The sequence below is a fragment of the Aeromonas ichthyocola genome (genome assembly GCF_046087985.1).
Lineage (GTDB): Bacteria > Pseudomonadota > Gammaproteobacteria > Enterobacterales > Aeromonadaceae > Aeromonas > Aeromonas rivipollensis.
Window position 1 is genome coordinate 652,758 of sequence record NZ_JBJSWH010000002.1, and the last position, 18,548, is coordinate 671,305.

Consider the following 18,548-nt stretch of genomic DNA (forward strand, 5'->3'; position numbering starts at 1 on the left):
GAGTCAGCATATCCCCGCACAGACTCAAAGGACAATTGCTTATACCTTGCCCATTGATAGCGACTGGCTATCGTCAGCGGGAAAAGCACCTGCTTTCATCGCTCAAGCCGCTCGATATAGAGGATCACCTCCCCCAGGTGAATGCCGAACTTGCTGATCTCGGCGCGATTGATCAGGCGATCTTGATCCAGCAGATACATCCAGTCATCGAAGCTCACCCGCACCACCTCCCCGTCCGGCAGGGCCAGATCGAGCTGATAGCGCCAGTTCAGGGCAAAGCCTGCCGTCTTGCCCACCGCTTCCCCCACCACGTCCGAGGCAGTGCCACGCCAGTGCCCAACCGCTCCCTTGCTCAAAAACCAGGTGCGGGTCTGCTGGCGGCCGTCATCGAAATAGAACTGCTCGAACAGCTCCCCCTTGCCCTCTCGCCAGCGCCCCTGCATCTCGACCCGAAAGCGACTGGTTACTTCGCCGCTACGGTCTGTCACCAAGCCATGGGCCACCAGCTTGCCATTGAAGAAACTGGCGAGATCCCAGTTCGGGCCCTGCCCTCTGTAGTCATCTAGGCTGGTGCCACAACCAGCCAGCAGCAGAAGTGGCCACAGCAGCAGAAGGCGCCATGTGCGGTAGAGAGGCATGAGGGACTCCAGTGTCAGGGTTGGCCGCGCAGGCGGCGGGTAAGGGCGGGATCGCGACTGTTGTCGGCGAGCCAGATGGCCAGAAAGGCGGCAGAAAACTGCGGATCGGCAAGGGAACCCAGGGGCTTGTCCTGCCACCAGAAGTGACCTGCTCCCGCACTGTCCACATAGAAGGTGAGTCTGTCCCCCGCCCCGACGTCGGGCCAGAGTGCGGCGAGCCGGCCGAGCCAGCGCTGGCGATCCGTCTCGCTGCCCAGCCCGAGCCGCTCCCATTCGGCGGCGGTGGCGCTCAGCAGATCTTCCCGTTCTATGGCTCTGGCATAGGTCAGGGTGAGGGCCTGCGGATAGCGACCGGGCTCGTAGCGGCCGCTCTCGCTGTAGAGGGTGGCGTCATAGAGCTTGAACCAAAGCCAGCTCATCTCCCCCTGCCCGACCGGGCGCAGCTGTTGCCAGGGAGCGGCAGAGGCCTGCACGGCAGTGGCCACAAGCAGCGTCAGCGCCGCCAGCAAGGTGCTAATTCCACCCCATGTGCCAATGGGCGGGATCTTCCAGTTCATGCCAGTCCATCTCCTGTTCCTGCAGGGTATTGATATCCTGCATCACCACGCTCGCCAGTTGACCTCGCGCATCCCGCTGGCAGGCCACCACCAGGTAGAAGCGGTCGGCCAGCTCGTACTGGCTCTCCTTGGTCCATTTGGAAAACAACAAGGCGTCGGTCGAAAAGGTGTTCATCTCGGCTCACCCTCCAGCGTCACCGTTACCCACAGCAGTACGGGTAACCACCACATCCAGATCACCGCCAGCAGCGCCGTGCTGATCCAGATGCCCCAGGGTAAGTGTACGGCCCCCATGGCAGCCCCCGCCACATAGGAACTCGCCCCCCCCACCATGCCAAAGAGCGCCTGCTGCCAGCGGGGCAAGGGCCGAAGCCAGCGCAGACCGTGGGAGAGGGTCAGGGCAAAACCGCACCAGAGCAGCAACAGCCAGAGGGGGAAGCCGGACGGAAACTGGAACAGGCCCAGCTGCCAGAGCAGGATGTCGAGCAGACAACCCGCCAGGGCAACGGGAATGAGCCGCCAGTCTTGCCGGCGGCGAGGAGAGAAGAGGAAATGAAGCAACAACATCAGCAGCAGCGGGCCCGGTTGCTGCCATTTCACCGCCAGCAACCAGTAGAGGTTGAACCCCAGCAGGTGGGCCCACTGCCACATGGTCAGTGACTGCTCACTGGCAGATCACCGGACCAGCCGAGCGGGCCAGGCTTGGCCGCCTCCAGCTGCACCAGGCTGATGGCCCGCTCCCAGAAGCCCCCCTCGCAGTAGGCGAAATAGAAGTGCCACAGCCGGATGAAGTCCTGGCTGTAGCCGAGCCTTGGCAACTCGGGGGCCAGCGCCAGGAAGCGTTCGCACCAGTGAGCCAGGGTGCGGGCGTAGTGGTGACCGTGATCGTGCAACCGCACCAGCTGCATGTCGGTCTCCCGGGCGAGCAACCCCGCCATCTGGGAGACGCTCGGCAGACAGCCGCCGGGGAAGATGTAGCGCTGGATGAAGTCGACACCGCGCACATACTGGGCGTGGCGCTGATCGGCTATGGTGATGGCCTGAATGAGCAGGCGGCCGCCGGGTCTGAGCAGGCGCGACAGCTGGCGGAAGTAGTCCGGCAGGAAGGCGTGCCCCACCGCCTCTATCATCTCGATGGAGACCAGCTTGTCGAAGCTCCCCTCCAGCTTGCGGTAATCCTCCAGCAGCAGGGTGATGCGATCCCCCAGCCCCTCCCGGGCAATCCACTCTTTTGCGTAATCATGCTGGGCCTGGGAGATGGTGGTGGTGGTCACCCGGCAGCCGTAATGGCGGGCGGCATAGACAGCCAGGCCGCCCCAGCCGGTGCCTATCTCCAGCAGGTGATCCTCCGGCCTAAGCTCAAGCCGCTCGCAGATGGTGCGCAGCTTGGCCTGCTGCCCCTGCTCCAGGGTGGCCTCGGCGCTCGGGTAGATGGCGCTCGAATACTGCATGTGGCTGTCGAGGAAGCCCTGATAGAGGGTATTGCCGAGATCATAGTGAGCGGCGATGTTGGATCTCGACCCGGTCAGGGTATTGCGGTTAAGCCAGTGGCGCACCTTGTTGAAGGGGAAGCTGAGCCAGCCGAGCCGCCGCTCCAGGGTGTCGAGCAGCGTCAGGTTGCGGGCCAGCAGCCGCACCAGGGCCACAGGATCCGGGCTGGTCCAGAGTCCCTCCACCCAGGTCTCACCGGCGGCAATGCTGCCCCCCAGCAACAGGCGGCGATAGAAGGCCGGATCCTGCACTATCACCTCGGCATGGAGATCTGTGCCCGCCACCCCGAAGCTGTGGCGCTCGTTGCCGTCCCGCAGCAGCAGTTGCCCCTGTTCGAGGCGTCCCAGCAGGCTGAGCAGCAGTTGCCTGGCCCCCTTGTCGATGAAAGAGGCAGAGAGGGTTGATTGAGCAAGTTCCATTAGCGGCTCTCCGGATGGGTGAATATAGGTGTTCGTTTGATAAAAAGACGCAGGGCCTGCCAGTAGATACCGAGCAGCACCTTGAGGGTCATCCAGGGCCAGCGGGCCAGCAGGGCCACCAGCCCCTTGCGCGACAGCGGCTCGCGGCGCAGCGCCAGAGTGGCGTCGAACAGCTTGGCCTCGCCGGACGTCGGATGACTCTCGATATGGATCAGCGTCTCCTGCGCCGGCGCCCTGATGCGCCAGTGGTAGCGCATGGCCAGCCCCATGAAGGGGGAGACGTGAAAATCCTTGTCATGGGGCGCCAGGGCCGCCAGATCCAGCAGATAGTAGTGGCGCTCGTTCCAGGGGGTGTTCGACACCTCCGCCAGCAGATAGCGCGCCTCCCCCTCCCGGTAGCAGAAGTAAAAGTTGACCGGGCTGAAGTAGAAGCCCAGGCAGCGCACGTTGCCAAGCAGCAGCACCCGACCGTCCGGCTCGGCACTGCCGCCAAGGGCGGTCACCTTGTCCCACACCGCCTGCTTGAGACTGCCCTCGCTGCCACTCAGATAGTCGCTTCGGCGAAAGGAGAGCAGCCCCGCCCGCTCCACGCCAAACCAGCGCCCCTGGCTGAGCCCCGGCAGTTCGTCCAGATCCAGCCCCAGCATGAAGAGGCCGTAAGAGAAAACGTGGCTACGCGGCGCGAAGCGGCGGTGGCGCACCGAGCCCTGCCAGATGGCGCTGATGGTGTCCATGGTGTCGCCGGCGGCTTTCACAGGCTGGCTCCGAAGCGACTGGCCACGTCCAGGGCGCTGCGCACCCCGTCCTCATGAAAGCCGTTGTACCAGTAGGCACCGCAGAAATGGGTGTGCTGCCGGCCGCAGATCTCGGTGCGCCGCTGCTGGGCGGCGATGGAGGCCTGATTGAACACCGGATGGTGATAGACGAAGCGGCGCAGCACCTTGCTCTCATCCACCCGGCCCTGGGGATTGAGGCTGACACAGAAAGGCTGCGGCGAGCTTATCCCCTGCAAGATGTTCATGTTGTAGCTCACCAGGGGGCGCGCTTCGTCGTCGTCCCCAAGCTGATAGTTCCAGCTGGCCCAGGCCTTTTGCCGCGCAGGCAGGCAGCTCACATCGGTGTGCAGCCAGACGTCGTTGGCCTGATAGGCCATGGCGCCGAGAATGGCCTGCTCCCCTTCGCTCGCATCCGTCAGCAGGGCCAGCGCCTGATCGCTGTGACAGGCGAGGATCACCTCGTCAAACTGCTCCTCCCCGTAGCCGCTTAGGACCAGCACTCCCTCGGCCGTGCGCCTTATCCCCTGCACCGGGCAGGCCAGCCGGATCCGCGGCAGCCAGCCTGCGGTGAGCGGGCCTATGTATTCCCGCGAGCCGCCCGGAATGACGTACCACTGGGGGCGGTTGGCCACATCGAGCAGGCCGTGGTTGGCAAAGAAACGCAGGAAAAAGCCCAGGGGAAAGGCGCGCATGTCCGCCAGGGTGGAGGACCAGATGGCCGCCCCCATGGGCAGTATGTAGTGACGGGCGAAGTAGTCGCTGAACTCCCCCAGTTGCAGGAAATCCCCCAGGGTAGGTTCGCTGCCACCGCCGTGGCGCCCAAGCTCCGCCAGCCAGGCGCGGGCCTCCCGGTTGAAGCGCAGTATCTCCGCGACGAAGCGGTAAAAGCGCGGGCTCAGCAGGTTGCCGCGCTGGGCAAACAGGGTGTTCAGGTTGTGGCCGTTGTACTCCAGCCCCTCCGGGCTCTTGACCGAGAAGCTCATCTCGGTGGGCTGGCGCGCCACCCCGATCCGCTCCAGCAATTTCAGGAAATTCGGGTAGGTGCGATCGTTGAAGACGATAAAGCCGGTGTCGATGGCATAGCTGCGACCGGCCAGGCTGACATCCACTGTGGCGGTATGCCCGCCGAGCAGGGGGGCCGCCTCGAACAGGGTAATGTCGTGCAGCTTGTGGAGCAGAAAACCGGCGCTGAGACCCGAGATCCCGGAACCTATGATGGCAATCTTTTTCTTCATGAAGGGGATCCTTTCGAGATGAGAGTGCGCCCCAGCCGCAGCCAGAGCCCGGTCGGCAGTGCCCCCAGCAGGCGCAGCAGCCAGATGAAGCGACGGGGGAAGTGGATCTGGTGGCGACCGGCGGCCAGCCCGCCCATGATGGCGCGGGAAGCCTCCTCCACCGTCACCAGACAGGGCATGGGAAAATCATTCTTCGCGGTGAGCGGCGTCTGCACGAAGCCGGGGCGGATCAGGGTCACCCCTATGCCCAGAGCCGCGAGATCCAGACGCAGGGTGGCGGCCAGATAGTCGAGGGCGGCCTTGGAGGCGCCATAGGCCTCGGCCCTTGGCAGGGGTAGCCAACTGACAGAGGAACTGACGATGGCGAGCCGTGACCCGGACGCCAACCGCGGCAGGAAGGCGGCCAGGGTGTGACCGGTGGCGACGAGGTTGGTCTCTATCACCCGGGCAAACAGCGCGCTATCAAACCCCTCGGCTACATCCATGTACTCGCAGTTGCCCGCGTTGAGGATCAGCAGATCCAGCCTGGGCAGGCCGGCGGCAACCTCTGCCATGGCGGCGCTGTCCCGTGCATCGAACTGCAGGGGGGTGATCCCCTCATGCGCCAATGCCTGCAACCGCTCGCCGTCGCGGCCGCAGCCCCACACCTGCCAGCCAGAGCGTCGGTAGTCAAGCGCCAGCTGGCGACCTATGCCGGAGGTGGCCCCGGTGATCAGCACACGTCCGCTCATGTCCCCAGCCTCCCCTTGATGGTGCGCACCACGGGCCCGAGCAGCGGCAACTGCTCGTAGAGCATGGCGCCGAGATCGAAGTAGTCCCGGTGCAGGCAGACCTTGCCCCAGGCATCGAACTGCAGCCGGGTGGCACCCTCCACCCGCACGGGTCGCCCGCCGGCGATCCTGGGATGGGCGAAGATCATGACCCAGCTGAGCCAGGCCTCATTGCCCTGCTGCTGCCGGCTGGTGATCTCGAAACGGCACTCCTTGAGCCGCCCGTAGAGGGAGGAGAAATAGCGGGTGAGCGCGGCCAGCCCCTCGATGCGGTGGGCCGGATCGATGAACACCACCTGATCGGCATAGATCTCCGGCAGGCGGTGCAACTGATGCTTGTCCAGTTGCAGATAGAGGACGATGAAGTGGGCCAGCGCGTCGTTCATGTTATTTCTTCTCCAGGTCACGGAACATCTCGATGGCCCTCACCCGTGCAACGGCATGATCCACCATGGGCGCCGGGTAGTCCTGCCGCCCCTTGAGCCGCAACCAGTCGTGGGGCTGGTGCACATAGGTGGCTGGCAGATCGGCAAGCTCAGATACCCAGGTACGGATAAAGTCCCCTTGTGGATCAAATCGTTGCCCCTGAGTCGTCGGGTTGAACACCCGAAAATAGGGGGCCGCATCGGCGCCTGTGCCCGCCGCCCACTGCCAGCCGCCATTGTTGGCTGCCAGATCCCCGTCAATCAGCCGGCTCATGAAGTAATCCTCCCCGAGCCGCCAGTGGATGTGGAGATCCTTGGTGAGGAAGCTCGCCACTATCATCCTCAGCCGGTTGTGCATCCAGCCGGTGGCGTTGAGGCAGCGCATGGCGGCGTCGACTATGGGGTAACCGGTACGCCCCTCGCACCAGGCGGCGAAGGCATCCGGATCCCAGCTCCAGGGCAGGGCCGCCGTCTCGGGCTTGAAGGGCCGGTTCATGGAGAGGCTTGGCACCAGCACCAGCAGGTGGCGATAGAACTCGCGCCAGATGAGCTCGTTGAGCCAGACGAAACCGGGCTGCGCCTTGGACTGGGGCCGGCCGCCGAGCCGCTGCTGCAAGGCTGCCACGCACTGACGGGGGCTTATGATGCCCGCCGCCAGATAGGGAGAGAGAACGGAAGTGCCCGCCATAGCCGGAAAATCCCGGGTCTCGCCGTAGTCCAGCACCCCCTGATCCAGGAAGGCGTGCAGTCGCCGCAGGGCCTCGGCCTCCCCCACGGGCCAGCGGGGATCCGGGGTCGTCTCCCCAAGCGCCGCATCGACAAAGCCCCGCTCGGCCAGCGGCTGCCAGGGCAACGGCTGGCCACGGGGCGCAGGGGCTCTGTGGATGACAAAACCATCCTCATCCAGCGCCTTGAGCCAGGCGCGACTGAAGGGGGTGAAGACCTTGAACATCTCCCTCGAACCGGTCAGCACCCGCCCCGGCGGCAGCACGCAGCAGCCGTTGAGCCAGTGGCAACTCACCTCCTGCTCTGCCAGCGCTGCGGTGACGGCACCATCCCGGCGCTGTTCGTCAAGCTCGATGGCCTGATTGGCGTAGAGCCGGGTGACGCCGAGCTCGCGGCAGAGGCTCGCAAGCGCCGCCGGTGTCTCGGCAAAGGTCTCGACCCGCAGCAGATGAAGCTCTATGCCGAGGGTCGCCAGTTCGAGGCCCAGCGCATCCACCTGGGCCAGGAGGAAGCGCTGACGTATGGGGGCCATCTTGTGCTGGCGCCACTGGGTCGGCGAGATGACAAAGAGGGCAGCTACCGGCTCCTCATCGGCGCCGGCATTCCCGCAGCAAGAGCGCAGCGCCGGGTTGTCGGCCAGGCGCAAGTCATTGCGAAACCAGACCAGCCTCATGATGTCTTGCTCCCGCGCCCGCTCAAGCCGCGCGCGGCTGGCTTGTCTGCCATCACCTCGGCCAGGGTCGCCCGCCAGCCGTGGGCGGCCAGCCACTCAGCGTCATAGAGTCGCCCCAGCTCGCCAAAGAGCCGGGTACCGGCAGGCCAGTCGGCGGCCAGCGCCGGCTTGCCCAGCCCGGCCCCCAGCAGCACCCGCCAGGGGGTGGCGGCCCGCCCCTCCAGCAGGGCGACGTGGCGCGGCTCCACCGCCCCCAGCAGTTGCACCTCATAGCCCTGACCTATCAGCTCGTAGGCCGCCCAGACCAGATCGAGCGGGCCCACCTGGCCCCAGCTCGCCAGGGTGACCGGCAAGCCCTTCTCCTGCTCTATGAGGTGGCGGGCGAAGCGGGTGTGGAGCCAGCCCAGCCACACCTGTTGCAGCAGTTCGCCGTCCGGTCGCTCGCGCCACAGGCCCAGCAGCCGCTCCACCAGCGGCTGCAGCACCCGGCTGCGCACCAGCTCGAAGGGATAGCTCGCCAGCAGGTCGTTAAGCTCGGCCTCCGCCTTGCGCTGGTTGAAGGCGAGAAGCGCCTGGCTGAACTGCTCCAGGGTCTGCTGCCAGTGATCGCTCACCGGCTGGGACTGGGGCTCGCTCAGGAGCCCCTTGACCTGGCCTATGCTCACCCCCCGCTCAAGCCAGCTCAGGATCTCGCCTATCTGGCGGATATCCTGCTCGCTGTAGAGGCGGTGCCCCTTGTCGGTGCGGGCCGGCTGCACCAGGCCGTAGCGGCGCTGCCAGGCACGCAGGGTGACGGCATTGACCCCGGTGAGGCGGGAGACCTCGCGGATGGGGTAGATCCCCTCGTCCGGCAGAGGAGCAACTTCTTGTGGCAAATCAGACATGACAACGTCCATCAAACAGAGGTATGAGGCTCCCCGACGCAGGGCTTGCGTCGGGGCACAAGCGAATTCATAGCCCGTAACGCAGCTTGAGCGTATCGGGATGGGGATTGAGATAGACCTGATCCGCGAGATAGGTATTGGGGTATTCCCGCAGGTAGTGGCGGATCAGGGTGAGCGGCACCAGCAGCGGGAAGATGCCGGTGCGGTACTTGTCTATGGTGTCGGCAAGCTCCTGCTTCTGAGCCGGGGTCAGTACCCGCTTGAAATAGCCCTGGAGGTGCATCAGCACATTGGTGTGGCTGCGGCGGTTTGCCCGCAGGGTCAGCGCCGCCATCAAGCCCTTGATGTAGCTGTCGGCCACCTCCTGGAGGTTGGCCTTGCCGAGGTTGCCCAGCAGCTTGCCGAGGGTGCGGTAGTGGGTGGTGGCGTGGGAGAGCACCAGATACTTGTAGCGCGAATGAAAGCGGATGAGGGCGGCGGCGGTGATCCCGCTGGCGCAGAGCTGCTGCCAGTCGTGATAGGCAAAGACCCGCAGCACGAAGTTCTCCCGCAGTATGGGGTCGCACAGGCGGCCATCCTCCTCCACCGGCAGCAATGGGTTGGCCTCCATCAAGGCCTTGGCAAAGAGGCCAATTCCCTCCTTGGCGCTCCCCTCGTTGTTGGCGCCATAGATGCGCACCCGCTCCATGCCGCAGCTGGGTGACTTGGCGCAGAGGATGTAGCCGGAGAGGAAGTCGAGCTGACGGGCTTTTTGCTCACTGAAGGCAATCAGCTTGTCGGTGACGTCGAAGCTGCCGTTGCTCGCCTCGGCCCGCACCTCCCCATGGCGCTTGACCAGGCGGATGGCGGCGCGGGGGGCGCCGAGGCCGATGGCCATCTCGGGGCAGACGGGGTGATACTCGAAGTGAGCGCCAAGATCCCGTTCGCAGAAACTGGAGCGCTTGTGGCCCCCGTCGAACCGCACTTCCTGCCCCAGCAGACAGGCACTGATACCGACCTTGATCTTGTACATGATGACGCCCCTTGTATAAGCATTGAACCAGTTATAGCAGTTATACAAAGAAAATAAAGTTGTATAACTATTGCGAACCGATACGACACAAGGGGGGAAACAGGATCACCGGAAAATAAAAAACCCATGGCGAACGCCATGGGTAAAAATCAAGACACTACGGACTACAGGAAGGAAAATCAGAAGCTGTACTTCACACCCAGGCTGGTGATGGATCCTTTCTGCAGATCCCAGTTGCGATAGGTGTAATCGGCGGTGAGTGCCAGGTTCTGGCTCACCTTGTAGGCGGCACCCGCCTTGAAGTCGTGCATGTCGTCGGTCATGTTGGCGTAGCGATAGCCGGTGGAGAGCTCGACGGCGCCGATGTCGTAGCGCAGACCCACTTCGCCGTAGAGGCTGCCGCTGCTCTTGCGGGTGATGTTGTCCCAGCCGCTGTCGTTCATAGGCCTGCTCGCGCTCCATGGTGTAACCCATCAGACCGGTTTCACCGTAGAGGTTCAGGCCGGTGCTGAGCGGGGTAAAGACACCGATACCCAGGCTGGAGATCCCCATGCTGTCATTGCCGTGCTGGGAGAGGTGTATTCGGTAACCAAACGACCGTAGAAGTTGGAGCCGAAGCTCTTGGAGAGATCCAGGCTCAGACCACCGAAATCGCGGTTGTTGCTGTCCTTGCCGCCAACGTAGTCGGACTTGGTGTGTGCCCAGGTGGCAGCACCCTTGGCGTAGCTGAACGCATCCTGCGCCATGAACAGAGGTGGAAGCAAACCGGCCAGAACCAGAAGAGAGACAGTTGCTTTTTTCATTTTGTTAACTCCATGTGATTGGGCCCGTTGCTACCTAGCTGGAATGGAGTCATTGTGCGGGCAAGGGGGGAGGTGCCGAGCGGCAAGCTGTTGCCAAACCATGTCAGATGTAAGCAGATATTGCTGGGGTTACCGGAGCAAAGTTCCGGCCCAAACGGGCCTGTATGGGCCGGCAGCGAAAAATCAGCGGAATTCCACTTCGTCAATCTGACCCGCACCAGCGGCTGCCGGTCAATCCGGCAGGACGGGCCATCTCGATGGCCAGCGACGGACGCTGCTTGCCCCTTGCGCAGATAGGTCTCCGGCAGGCGGTTCTCGGCGACCCAGAAGCGGGCCTCCTGACTGGCTCGAGAGCTGCACCCCGTCAGCGCTGAACAGGGTCACCATGCCGCGCACCCGACCACGTTGCGGCTGCCGGTATTGCTCACCATAAAGGTCAGCGCCAGCGGATCAGAGCCCTCCACCTTGTCCAGCTTGACCACTACGCCGTCGCGCGCCATCTGGGCGAGCAGTTCCGGATTGGCCTTGGCCTGCTCGGTCAGTACCGGGCAGCGACCGCTACCACGGCCCCCGCCTTCCCATCAGCAGCCACGCCTTGCACGGGGTCTGCCGGTTTGACCACCAGATACTCCCAGGTGAAGTCATCGTTGAGCTGAACCTGCCGGCCATCGGGCAGCGTCACCTGAGATAGAGGGGCGGCCTGCGCCAGCACGGGGGAGAGGCACAGGGCAATCAGCAGACGGGAGAAGGGTTTCATAGGGCGAAGCTCGGTAACGGGATGAAAAGGGCGACAGTATAAACAGTCCCGTCGCCCCTTGCCTATGACAGCACTCACGTTCTGGCCCCGGTTGCTTCGCCTGCAGGCTAGATGGCGAGATCGTGCCGCTCTTTCTGCGCCATATCCAGGGTCACCAGATCGAACTCGGTGCTCTTGAGGGCGGACAGAATATCCGGCTGCATATCAAAGGCCTGCGCACGCTGATGCTCGGGCAGACGCACCCGGGCCAGGGTGGTGGTGCAGTCGCACAGGGTATGGAAAAAGACCTGCGCCTCGTCCAGCCCCATGTCGGCCAGCATCTGCTCGGCCTGATCCACCATTCGCAGATAACGCTGCTCCAGCTGCCGTGGATTGGAGAAGCGATAGCTCAGGCAACCGTTGCTCCCTTGCCCCAGCGCCCAAGCTGGCGCTTGTTGAAGCCATAGCGAAAGTCCCTGTGGGTCATCCCTGTTGGCAAACAACCAGAGGGTATTGGCAGGCAGGAACCGAAACTGGGCAGATACTCCCGCATCTCCTCCACCGAGGCCGGCATCAGCATAGGCAGGTGGGACCACTCGGTTTCCAGCTGCTGATGGCAAGGTAGCGCACCGGATCGGTCACCTCGGCGAGGTGGCCGAGGTGCACGCTGAAGATCATCTCGTCGGTCTTGATCACCTGATGGGCGATGCCGTAGTGCTTGCAATAGCGCTTGGCCCGGGCCACCGCCTTGCGGCTGAGGGTCGGGTTGTCCAGGGTGATGGCCCGAAAGCGGACCCCGCTGGCCCGGCACAGATCCATGCTGTAGCAGGACTCCAGCCGGCCGGAGAAGGAGACAAGCAGTTCGCCGTAACCGGCCAGGGTCTTGATGAGCCTCTGTTCCCTGGCCTGAAATAGCTGATCGTATCCCCGATTCAGCGCGACTACATTGGCATCCATAACAACGGCTCCGGATGATGAATAGGATGTTATTTTGCGATGACAAAGCTGAATAGACACTTAAAGAATGGGGACAAAGTTGTTCTTTATTCGCTCAAGATGCAAATCAGATCCCTTTTATCCGGGCCCGGCGAAGGGCCCTATCCCCCTCAGGCGGGCAAGTATCCTTGCTCGACCAGCTGCAGACGGCATGCGGGGGCGTCGGTGAACACCATGCCCTGCAGGCCGAGCGCCCGGGCCGCCGCCACATTGGCCGGGCTGTCGTCGATGAAGAAGCACTCCCCAGCCTTCAGATCGAACGACACCAGCAGATAGCGGTAGATGTCGGGCTCGGGCTTGAGCATCCGCACCCGGGCCGACACCACCTTGCCGCTGAAGAAGCGCCAGAACTCCTGCTGCTCCAGCCAGTCTATGCTGGCATGACCCATGTTGGAGAGGGCGTAGAGCCGGTGACCGGCACTGTGCAGCGCCTCGATAAGCGCCACCATGGCGGGATCCGGCAATAAAGAAGCGGGCACCGCCTGCAAGATGGCGAGGTTCTCTGCCATAGGCAAACCGGTGCGCTCCTCTGCCTGGCGGGCCATGGCGTGCAGGGAGAGGGTGCCCCTGTCCACCTCCAGCCAGTCGGGGTGGTTGAACAGCAGCTCCGCCAGGGCCTCGGCGCCATCCGGTCCCCGCACCGAGCGCACTATGCCAACCGGGTCCCAGCTCACCACCACCCGTCCCAGATCGAAGATAATCGCCATCCTCTCGCCTCCCCTCTCATTGACCAGAAACAACGGGACCGGTGTGGCACTCATTTGGCCATGGATCCCGACCACCTACCCTGCCCCGTTCAACGCCCCCGGGCAAGTTTTACTTGCATCGGCGTGCCAAATCCCTTAATGGTTATGACGTTACCTTCAGGACAATATCATGCACACACCATTCTTCTTTGCTTTCTCGTTTATCCGGCCCTCATAAGGGAAGGCCCTGTCGTCGCATCAACAGAAAGCAAAGACGAATCGAGCCTCCCCCAGCGGAGGCTTTTTTTTGCAGCAACCACCACAGAAGATTTGGATAGGGAACCACAATGGCTACGCTCGACGAGATCAGACAAGACATCACCCAGTTGGATCAGGAGCTGCTCGCCCTGCTGGCCAAGCGCAAGACCCTCAGCATCGAGGTTGCCCGCGCCAAGCAGGCCAATCCCCGTCCCATCCGCGACACCCAGCGGGAACAGGACCTGCTGGTTGCCCTGATCCAGAAAGGGCGTGCCCTCGGGCTGGATGCCCAGTACATCACCCGCATCTACCACACCATCATCGAAGATTCCGTGCTCTCCCAGCAGGCCTATCTGCAGAGCCTGCTCAATCCCCAGCAGCAGGAGCCCATGACCAGCGTCGCCTATCTGGGCCCGCGCGGCTCTTACTCCAGCCTGGCCGCCCGCAAGTACCTGGCGCGCTACAAGGATCAGGTGATAGAGGTGAACTGCCAGAACTTCCGCGAGGTGCTGGATACAGTGGAGTCGGGGCGCGCCGCCTTCGGGGTGCTGCCCATAGAGAACACCAGCTCGGGCTCCATCAACGAGGTGTATGACGTGATGCAGCACACCACCCTCTCCATCGTCGGTGAGCTGACCTACCCCATAGAGCACTGCATCCTCACCGCAGTGCCGACCGAGCTTGGCCGCATCAAGACCTTCTACGCCCACCCCCAGGTGTTCCAGCAGTGCTCCCACTATCTGAGCAAGCTGGAAGGGGCGCGCCACGAGATCTGCGACTCCTCCTCCAGCGCCATGATGAAGGTCAAGGAGCTGGGGAGCCCGGATGCGGCCGCCATCGGCAGCGCCGCCGGCGGCGAACTCTACGGGCTGGACGTGCTGGCCGAGCAGCTCGCCAACCAGAAGGAGAACTACAGCCGCTTCATCGTGGTGGCACGCAAGCCCATAGACGTGGCGCCGCAGATCCCGGCCAAGACCACCCTCATCATGTCCACCTCCCAGAAGCCCGGCTCCCTGGTGGAGGCGCTGCTGGTGCTGCGCAGCCACGAGATCAACATGACCAAGCTGGAATCCCGTCCGGTGCAGGGTAATCCCTGGGAAGAGATGTTCTATCTGGATGTCTCCGCCAACCTGCAGACCCCGGCCATGCAGGCCGCCCTGCTGGAGCTGACCAAGATCACCCGCTACGTCAAGGTGCTGGGCTGCTACCCGAGCGAAGACGTCAAACCGACCGCAGTGCCGCCGGTACTGATGGGCAGCTAAGCCACCCCAAACGGCAAGAGGCGAGCATCAGGCTCGCCTCTCTCTTTTCTGCCTCCCAACTCCTGCAGGAGGCGCCACAGCCACATTTACCGCCATCGGCCACCCCAGCCCCTCCGACTAATCGTTTGATAAAACTGAACGATATACTCCCATCATTCACTCTAATTATACGACTCAGGCCGCCAACCGGGCCCCAGACTCAAGTTGACGGGGCGCCACCCCTGGTCTTGCCCCCAGCCGAGCCGGCCCCCGGACAACAACAAGGCGAGCCCATGGCTCGCCTTTTTTTGTTACCCCTGTCGGCTGGTCCATAACTTGCCAGCCAGGGTGATAGAGGATGGAGTCCTGCTTCTGGCGCTAGAACTGACCTGCCATCAGCTGGTTCAGGTGATAGAGGTTGCGGGTATCGAGCTCCAGCTCGGTGGCATAGGTGTTGCCACGGGGATAGGTCGCCACCACACGGGCACCGCGCACCATACCGGCCACAGACACATCCAGGGAGTTGGAGGTCTGGGTCAGGTCCTTGTAGCTGCTCTGGCCGCGCACCTGCTGGCCGTTGAGCTGCTCCGCCAGCTCCCGGTAGGCATCCATCTTGGACGCCCGGATCGCCTGCAACATCTTCTCCGACTGGGAGGGGCCTGGCTGGATGTCGATCACCGCGTAGCCCACCGCCTTGAGCACAGGGAAGTCATCTGGCTTCTCGGCCACGTCATAGTTCACCACCCGGTTGCCGCTGCACGCCGTCAGCAAGAGGGCCATCATCAGGCCAAACACGATTCTCATGGCTGTCTACTCCTCAGGGGGTCAGGTTGACCAGATGGCCGGACGCGCTCTGGCCGCCCCGCATCAGGTAACCCCGGTTGACCGATGCCCGGCCAAAGGAGTTGCTGGCGCCGGACAGATATTGTTGCGGGATCAGGCTCTGGGCCGTGGTCTCCACCATCTTGGTACGCAGATCGATGATCCGGGCATTGACCAGGATCCCCTGCTGATTGCGGCTGAAGGTGCCGGTCAGGATCCGGGAGATGGGCAGGCGGGCGGAGAGATCCCGGTAGTTGCGGCTCATCACGAAGTCGCCACTGGGGGTCACTTGAATGCTGCCAGTAGTCTTGAAGTCCACCACCACTTCCCCGCGCCGGTTCAGCTCGTAGATGAAGCTCTCCTCTATCTGCAGACCCATCCAGTTGGTGTCTTTCAGGGTGTCGAGATCGACGAAGGAGGCGACGGCGATGGGCTCGCTCAGGGTGGTGAGGGACTTGCGCTCCATCAGCTGATCCGTCATGCGGGCCACCAGCCAGTTGAGCTCCATCCCCTTGGCCGCCTGCCGGGGATCCCCTTGATCCCGGTTGATGGGGTCGGCCGAGCCGCAGCCGGCCAGCGCCAGCGCAACCGCCAGCGCCGTGATAATTCTGTTCATGGATACCTGTTCCTGTATCTACACCTGACTTGTTATCGGTCGCAGCGGCCAACACTTGAGACGGGAATGCGCGAAGGATCACCCGATGATCCGCCAGAGGGCCCTGGGCGGCGCCAATAAAGAGGCTGGGACCGGGAAATGCGGCGACCCGCGCACTCTTTCACCGGAACAAGGCATGGATCTTGCTTTTATTTGCGCACCCGGTGCAAACCAGGCCAGTGTCCATGAAGCCGCTCATCCGCCCCCTGGGGCGCAAGAGGGGTTCATCTATTCAAGGTGTACGTTATGAAAGTTGTGCTGCTGTCAACCCTGTTGCTGGCCAGTCTGTTGGCCCGCGCCGAGCTCATAGAGGCCCAGGGCAGTGCCGCCATTCTGGGAGGCGACGAGGTCTATGCCCGCGAGCAGGCGACCCGGGATGCGCTGCGCCAGGCCCTGCTGGCCAGCGGCGCGTCCGTCTCCAGCATCCAGCGCCTGGAGAACGGCAGCCTGCGCTCGGAGCAGATCCAGATCCGCTCCGGCGGCGACATTCGCCAGTACCGCCTCAAGCGCGAGGAGGTGCGCAACGGCCGCATGTACATCACGCTGGTGGCCGACATCCAGGCCGAGCGCCAGATCTGCCAGACCCAGCACTACGCCAAGGATTTGACGCTGGTGCGCCTGCGCATGCGCTACCCGGATCAGGCGAGCACCGGCGCCCTCGACGACATGCCGGCGGATCTCTCCCGCCGCCTGTTCGAGACCCTGGCGGCGGCGCCCCAGGGGGTGGTCGCCCGCCAGTGGCTGGACGAGAACCTGCGCATAGACCCGCTCCACCTGCAGCAGGGGGATCGCAGCGCCCTCGAGGAGATCAAGGCCCTGAGCCTGCGCACCGACAGCCAGTATCTGGTGCTCGGCAGCATCGACGATCTCTCCCTCGAGCCCCAGGGCAACCAGCTGACCAGCTGGTATAAGGACCCGATCCGCAACTTCCGCATGCAGCTCTACCTGTTCGACGGCATCAACGGCAGCCTGCTCGGGCGCAAGGAGTATCAGGGCCGCGCCAACTGGACCTTCTCCAAGCGGGAGCTGGTGGGCAGCAACAGCGGCCAGTTCTGGCAGTCCAGCTACGGCCAGGAGGTGAGCTACCAGTTGAAGGAGGCGGCCCAGGACATCATCGCCGAGCTCGCCTGCGCCCCCGTCACCGCCCGCATCGTCGCCCAGCACGAACGGGGCCCCCACATCAGCCTGGGTCGTCGCAACGGGGTCAAGCTCGGGGATCAGTTCCGGGTCCAGCACAGCGCCGACTTCATCGATCCCTACGGCAAGTCCAGGGTGATGCGCAACCCCGCCGACGGCCTGTTCGAGGTGGTGCAGGTGTTCGAGGATGGCGCCATCATCAGCAGTCAGAACAAATATTCGCCGTTTAATGTCCAAATCGGTGATCTGGCCGTATTGGAATAGGAATCAAGGGTTTAAAAGCACAATGCTTCTTGTATAATGCCCGCCACAAGGTTCCCGTAGCTCAGCAGGATAGAGCGGTCCCCTCCTAAGGGACAGGCCACTGGTTCGACTCCAGTCGGGAACGCCATACAAAACAAGGGGTTGGTATCGCAAGATGCCAACCCCTTGATCCTTTCTGGCCTTATCCCGACCTTCGCCACCTGCATCCATGGCGGCTGCGTCCCGCCCCCTCTTCAATATCTCACTGCCACCAACAGTCCCAGTGAGCCCCACCAACCATGATCCCGATCATCCCCGGTGCTTGCCGCGTCCGGTAGCGGCGCGCCGTCATCTACGCTTGAAGTGCGCCGTTCAGGATGACGGCCACTCCTCATCCGTTTGAGAAAAAAGAAGGACATCATGGCTAGCAAAAAAAAATCCAAAGCTGAACAGCCGGTACCGGTCGCCGAGCCCAAGCCCCTTGGCAACAAGGCATACGAGAAGGAGCTGCGTCGCCTGCACGTGGAGCTGGTGAAGCTGCAGCAATGGGTGGTGCACAAGGGGCTCAAGGTCTGCATCGTCTTCGAGGGGCGCGACGGCGCCGGCAAGGGGGGCACCATCAAGGCGATCACCGAGCGGGTCAGCCCCCGGGTATTCAGGGTCATAGCGCTGCCAGCCCCCACAGAGCGGGAGAAGAGCCAGCTCTACTTCCAGCGCTATATCCCCCACCTGCCGGCGGCGGGCGAGATCATCATCTTCGATCGCAGCTGGTACAACAGGGCCGGGGTGGAGCGCGTCATGGGCTTTTGCAGCCAGGAGGCGAGCGACAAATTCCTGGCAGGGGCCCCCATGGTGGAACAGGCCATGGTCGACTCTGGCATCATATTGCTGAAGTACTGGCTGGAGGTGACGCCGGAGGAGCAGGAGCGACGGCTGCGGGATCGCATCGACGATGGACGCAAGATCTGGAAGCTCTCCCCCATGGACATCAAGTCCTTCGATCGCTGGGATGACTACACCCGGGCGCGGGATGCCATGTTCACCGCCACCGATACCGCCTGGGCACCCTGGTTCCTGGCCCGCTCCGAGGACAAGAAGCGGGTTCGACTCAACATCATCTCCCACCTGCTGAGCCACATCCCCTACGAGGAGCTGCCGGCCGAGCCGGTCAAACTGCCCAAGCGCAAGATTGGCAAGGTCAAGGCCTCGGAGCACCCGTTCAGGGTGATCCCGGAACTCTTCTGATCACCGTCAAGGGGGGGCCTCTGGCTCGCCCCTTGCTCTGCTCTCTCACTCCCTGCTCTGTTGATACTGGCGGATCGCCGCCCTGGCATTGAACAGGGCATTGGGGAAGCTCTGGCTCGC

The 18,548-nt window shown here is 63.3% G+C and carries 18 protein-coding genes, 1 tRNA gene, 3 pseudogenes and 1 other annotated feature; of the genes and pseudogenes, 4 read left to right on the forward strand and 18 right to left on the reverse strand.

What is annotated here, in order from left to right; genetic code table 11:
- Positions 1-95 precede the first annotated feature (95 nt).
- The 16 genes and pseudogenes from ACF2JD_RS07690 to ACF2JD_RS07765 all read right to left on the reverse strand — a co-directional run bounded on the left by ACF2JD_RS07690 (position 96) and on the right by ACF2JD_RS07765 (position 12,848).
- Positions 96-638 carry a DUF3833 domain-containing protein gene (locus ACF2JD_RS07690; RefSeq protein ID WP_440987122.1) on the reverse strand — a complete coding sequence of 181 codons (543 nt, stop codon included), beginning with the start codon at positions 636-638 and terminating at the stop codon, positions 96-98.
- A gap of 14 nt (positions 639-652) precedes the next feature.
- Complete coding sequence (locus ACF2JD_RS07695; protein ID WP_440987123.1) at positions 653-1,195, reverse strand: chalcone isomerase family protein; 543 nt, start codon at positions 1,193-1,195, stop codon at positions 653-655.
- Entirely contained in the window at positions 1,152-1,370 is a 219-nt protein-coding gene (locus ACF2JD_RS07700; protein ID WP_025327995.1) for a TIGR02450 family Trp-rich protein, read from the reverse strand. Before ACF2JD_RS07700 ends, ACF2JD_RS07695 begins: the two co-directional genes overlap by 44 nt.
- Positions 1,367-1,846 carry a DUF2878 domain-containing protein gene (locus tag ACF2JD_RS07705; RefSeq protein WP_106886026.1) on the reverse strand — a complete coding sequence of 160 codons (480 nt, stop codon included), beginning with the start codon at positions 1,844-1,846 and terminating at the stop codon, positions 1,367-1,369. Before ACF2JD_RS07705 ends, ACF2JD_RS07700 begins: the two co-directional genes overlap by 4 nt.
- A gap of 2 nt (positions 1,847-1,848) precedes the next feature.
- Entirely contained in the window at positions 1,849-3,105 is a 1,257-nt protein-coding gene (locus tag ACF2JD_RS07710; protein ID WP_213345150.1) for an SAM-dependent methyltransferase, read from the reverse strand.
- Positions 3,105-3,839: a DUF1365 domain-containing protein gene (locus ACF2JD_RS07715; protein ID WP_290030492.1), complete on the reverse strand. Its 735-nt coding sequence runs from the start codon at positions 3,837-3,839 to the stop codon at positions 3,105-3,107. Before ACF2JD_RS07715 ends, ACF2JD_RS07710 begins: the two co-directional genes overlap by 1 nt.
- 17 nt (positions 3,840-3,856) lie before the next feature.
- Complete coding sequence (locus tag ACF2JD_RS07720) at positions 3,857-5,116, reverse strand: FAD-dependent oxidoreductase (RefSeq protein WP_440987124.1); 1,260 nt, start codon at positions 5,114-5,116, stop codon at positions 3,857-3,859.
- A complete protein-coding gene (locus ACF2JD_RS07725; RefSeq protein ID WP_163153659.1) occupies positions 5,113-5,847 on the reverse strand; it encodes an SDR family NAD(P)-dependent oxidoreductase in 735 nt (244 codons plus the stop codon). Before ACF2JD_RS07725 ends, ACF2JD_RS07720 begins: the two co-directional genes overlap by 4 nt.
- On the reverse strand, positions 5,844-6,272 hold the full coding sequence (locus ACF2JD_RS07730; protein ID WP_168235653.1) for a nuclear transport factor 2 family protein: 429 nt from the start codon (positions 6,270-6,272) through the stop codon (positions 5,844-5,846). The genes ACF2JD_RS07725 and ACF2JD_RS07730 overlap by 4 nt, the downstream gene beginning before the upstream one ends.
- A 1-nt stretch (position 6,273) precedes the next feature.
- Positions 6,274-7,710 (reverse strand): deoxyribodipyrimidine photo-lyase, encoded by a 1,437-nt coding sequence (gene phrB, locus ACF2JD_RS07735; RefSeq protein ID WP_440987125.1) that lies wholly within the window; start codon positions 7,708-7,710, stop codon positions 6,274-6,276.
- Positions 7,707-8,594 carry a MerR family transcriptional regulator gene (locus ACF2JD_RS07740; RefSeq protein WP_440987126.1) on the reverse strand — a complete coding sequence of 296 codons (888 nt, stop codon included), beginning with the start codon at positions 8,592-8,594 and terminating at the stop codon, positions 7,707-7,709. Before ACF2JD_RS07740 ends, phrB begins: the two co-directional genes overlap by 4 nt.
- A 67-nt stretch (positions 8,595-8,661) precedes the next feature.
- Positions 8,662-9,606, reverse strand: a complete 945-nt coding sequence (locus tag ACF2JD_RS07745) for a YbgA family protein (protein WP_163148770.1) — start codon at positions 9,604-9,606, stop codon at positions 8,662-8,664.
- Between the two features lie 179 nt (positions 9,607-9,785).
- A pseudogene (locus tag ACF2JD_RS07750) lies at positions 9,786-10,409 on the reverse strand (autotransporter).
- Positions 10,410-10,592: 183 nt separating this feature from the next.
- Positions 10,593-11,166: pseudogene (locus ACF2JD_RS07755) on the reverse strand (DUF3157 family protein).
- Positions 11,167-11,273: 107 nt separating this feature from the next.
- Positions 11,274-12,102: pseudogene (locus ACF2JD_RS07760) on the reverse strand (hypothetical protein).
- Between the two features lie 149 nt (positions 12,103-12,251).
- Complete coding sequence (locus ACF2JD_RS07765) at positions 12,252-12,848, reverse strand: HAD-IA family hydrolase (protein ID WP_440987127.1); 597 nt, start codon at positions 12,846-12,848, stop codon at positions 12,252-12,254.
- Positions 12,849-13,013: 165 nt separating this feature from the next.
- Positions 13,014-13,136: a sequence feature (Phe leader region), on the forward strand.
- Positions 13,137-13,174: 38 nt separating this feature from the next.
- On the opposite strand from ACF2JD_RS07765, the gene pheA reads away from it, so the two are divergent.
- On the forward strand, positions 13,175-14,347 hold the full coding sequence (gene pheA, locus ACF2JD_RS07770) for a prephenate dehydratase (RefSeq protein ID WP_111909878.1): 1,173 nt from the start codon (positions 13,175-13,177) through the stop codon (positions 14,345-14,347).
- A 357-nt stretch (positions 14,348-14,704) separates the two neighbouring features.
- On the opposite strand, the gene ACF2JD_RS07775 is transcribed toward pheA, so the two are convergent.
- A complete protein-coding gene (locus ACF2JD_RS07775) occupies positions 14,705-15,130 on the reverse strand; it encodes an LPP20 family lipoprotein (protein ID WP_163137166.1) in 426 nt (141 codons plus the stop codon).
- 13 nt (positions 15,131-15,143) lie between these two features.
- Positions 15,144-15,764: a FlgO family outer membrane protein gene (locus ACF2JD_RS07780; RefSeq protein WP_106886012.1), complete on the reverse strand. Its 621-nt coding sequence runs from the start codon at positions 15,762-15,764 to the stop codon at positions 15,144-15,146.
- A 285-nt stretch (positions 15,765-16,049) separates the two neighbouring features.
- Between ACF2JD_RS07780 and ACF2JD_RS07785 the strand changes: the two genes are divergently transcribed.
- The 3 genes from ACF2JD_RS07785 (at position 16,050) to ppk2 (ending at position 18,428) form a co-directional block, all read left to right on the forward strand.
- Positions 16,050-17,204, forward strand: a complete 1,155-nt coding sequence (locus ACF2JD_RS07785; protein ID WP_440987128.1) for a flagellar assembly protein FlgT — start codon at positions 16,050-16,052, stop codon at positions 17,202-17,204.
- A gap of 50 nt (positions 17,205-17,254) precedes the next feature.
- Positions 17,255-17,331, forward strand: a tRNA-Arg gene (locus tag ACF2JD_RS07790).
- 272 nt (positions 17,332-17,603) lie between these two features.
- Complete coding sequence (gene ppk2, locus ACF2JD_RS07795; RefSeq protein WP_106887873.1) at positions 17,604-18,428, forward strand: polyphosphate kinase 2; 825 nt, start codon at positions 17,604-17,606, stop codon at positions 18,426-18,428.
- The last annotated feature ends 120 nt before the right edge of the window (positions 18,429-18,548 follow it).